Annotated in this window: 2 protein-coding genes and 1 pseudogene; all 3 read right to left on the bottom strand. The window is 63.9% G+C overall.

Annotated features, from left to right (window positions below):
- Window positions 1-127: 127 nt before the first annotated feature.
- The gene (locus tag Y708_RS0111865) at window positions 128-811 is read right to left on the bottom strand and encodes a response regulator (RefSeq protein ID WP_028280101.1); all 684 of its coding nucleotides are present in this window, start codon (window positions 809-811) and stop codon (window positions 128-130) included.
- The gene (locus tag Y708_RS0111860) at window positions 808-2058 is read right to left on the bottom strand and encodes a sensor histidine kinase (protein ID WP_028280100.1); all 1251 of its coding nucleotides are present in this window, start codon (window positions 2056-2058) and stop codon (window positions 808-810) included. The genes Y708_RS0111865 and Y708_RS0111860 overlap by 4 nt, the downstream gene beginning before the upstream one ends.
- Before the next feature lie 25 nt (window positions 2059-2083).
- Window positions 2084-2499, bottom strand: a pseudogene (locus Y708_RS29840) (ABC transporter permease); the annotation flags it as partial.

Raw genomic sequence — 2499 nt, 5'->3', positions numbered from 1 at the left:
GGCGCTATCGGTAGGGACCCGGTGCGAGCGCAGCGAGCCCTGGGGGGCCGATAGGCGCTATCGGTAGGGACCCGGTGCGAGCGCAGCGAGCCCTGGGGGGCCGGAGTCCCTACCAAGCGGTGTCCGGCTAGAAGTCGAGCCCTTGGCTGGGCGTCACCAGTCCGGTCTCATAGGCGTACACCACTGCCTGCACGCGGTCGCGCAGGTGAAGTTTGGTCAGGATACGGCGGACGTGGGTCTTGACGGTGGCCTCCGACAGGAAGAACTTGTGCGCCAGTTCCGCGTTGGAGAGTCCTTCGGCGATGGCGTGGAGCACTTCCAGTTCGCGGCGGGTGAGATCCTCAAGCAAGGGGTCGCTGGGCGGCTTGGGGCCGCCGTGCTGCGAGCGCACGTATGTCTCCAGCAGACGCTGCGTCACCCGGGGCGCCACCACCGCATCCCCGCTGGCAACCACCCTTACGGCGTGTACCAATTCTTCCGGGGCTACATCCTTGAGCAGGAAGGCGGAGGCGCCGGCCCGCAATCCCGAAAAGGCGTATTCGTCGAGGTCGAAGGTTGTGAGAATGATGATCCTGGAGCACGCCCCCGAAGCGGTGATGCGCCGGGTTGCCTCGATGCCATCCATGACCGGCATGCGCACGTCCATCAACACAACATCCGGTACGTGTGCCTCCACCAGCCTCACCCCCTCGGCGCCGTCGGACGCCTCGGCGACAATTTCGACGTCGTCCTCTCCTTCGAGGATTAGGCGGAAACCCATGCGAAGCAACGGCTGGTCATCGACCAGCAGCACCTTGATTTTCTCAGTCATCGTCCATCCGCCTCACCGTTTACCGGCACTGTAAGAGTTGCATTGACTATCCAGCCGCCGTCAGGCCCGGGACCGCATTCAACGGTGCCGGCGTAGATTGCCGCCCGCTGGCGCATACCGGCAATTCCCTGTCCGGATCCCACCGAGACCACCGAGACCATGGTGCCACGGCCATCGTCCGACACGCGGATTCTTGCCAGGTCACCGGTCCGGCTGATGGAGACTCCAACTGCGGTGACGCTTTTGCCGTACCGGAGCACGTTAGTCAGGGACTCCTGAATGATCCGGTACACCGTCAGCTCGAACGCTGGATCCCCCGGCAGACCGGGCCCGCTGAGCGACACCCTGATAGGAAGCCCTGCCACCCTGAACCCTTCCAGCAGGCTGGCCAGCGATCCGGTAGCCGGCAGCGGTGCCAGTGGTGCGGCGTCGGGCTCCCTCAAGACACCCAGCACTCTCCGCATGTCCGCAAGCGCCGTCCGTCCGGTGGCAGACAACTCAGAGAGGACTTCGCGGGCACGCTCCTGGTCCCGTTTCATCACGACGGCGGCACCATCAGAGAGTGCCACCATGACGGACAGTGAATGGGCGACGACGTCGTGCATCTCCCGGGCGATCCGGTTGCGCTCGTTCGCGGAGGCAAGCTCGGCGTTGCGGTCTGCCCACTCCCGGAGCTCGTTTTCGTGCAGGCGGTCCCGGCGGATGGTCATGCCAAAGCCGATGGCCAGGACGTACCACATCAGAACGAATCCGCTGACGATCCAGACCAGGAAGGGGGCCTCTTCCACCTCGAGGGCCGGGGCAAACCACAGCGGCGTGATGGAGAGCACCGCCGCACTGGCGGAGGCTATGGCCACAGTTCGGGTCTGGTGCTTGACCGCCACCGCATACAGGGCGAACCAGATGCCGAACCCGACGGTGACGTTTCCCTCGCTGAGCAACACCTGAAGCGGTTCCAGCACGCTGATAAAGCCCAGCACCAACAGAGGGTGGCTTCGCCTGAAGATCAACGCTGCACCCGCTGCCAGCACAGGTCCCAGCGTCCACCACCCGCCCGGCACATCGTCCGAAAAAATCAGGTTGAGGATTGTCGCGGCGAAGTATCCAAAGATGACCAAGCCATCCATGACCCGAGGATGGCTGCGGAAATAGCGCCGGATGGGACCAAGCCGGCGCGCATTGATCTCGGTGAAGGAAACGGCGGCCGTTCGTTCCGCCGCCCCCTTCACCGAGGTTGTTTCACTCATGGAGTGAGCTTATGGGTTTGCGCGGCTAGACGTCGCGCTTCTTCGTGACGAACAGGGACAGCAGGAGCAGCACCAAGGCCCAGCCGCCCAGTACAAGTGCGCCCTGCCACTGGTTGAGGGCGCCCGCGGCGATGTCGATGGCCACCATCTGTTCCCCTCCGGCGCTCGGCAGGAAGCGGGCAGCGTCTGGTATCCAATCGGCAATACCCGCGAGAAGTGTGGCGACGAGAATAGGCAGGATAAGAAGCAGCCCGATGGTGGTGACCACGCCTCCGGCGGTGTTTCGCAGCAGCGTGCCGATGGACATTGCAATGATGGCCATGAGCGCCAGAACAGAACCCGTGTTGACGATGTGCAAAAGGACACCGTCGTCGGTGATGGCGAATGCGAGTTCCGAAGGCTCAAGGATCGGCTGGGCTACAAAGTAGCCGATCAGCGCGG

Origin of the sequence: Arthrobacter sp. H5, from assembly GCF_000520595.1 — a bacterium.
Lineage (GTDB): Bacteria > Actinomycetota > Actinomycetes > Actinomycetales > Micrococcaceae > Arthrobacter_D.
This window is presented reverse-complemented; position numbering and strand designations above follow the sequence as displayed.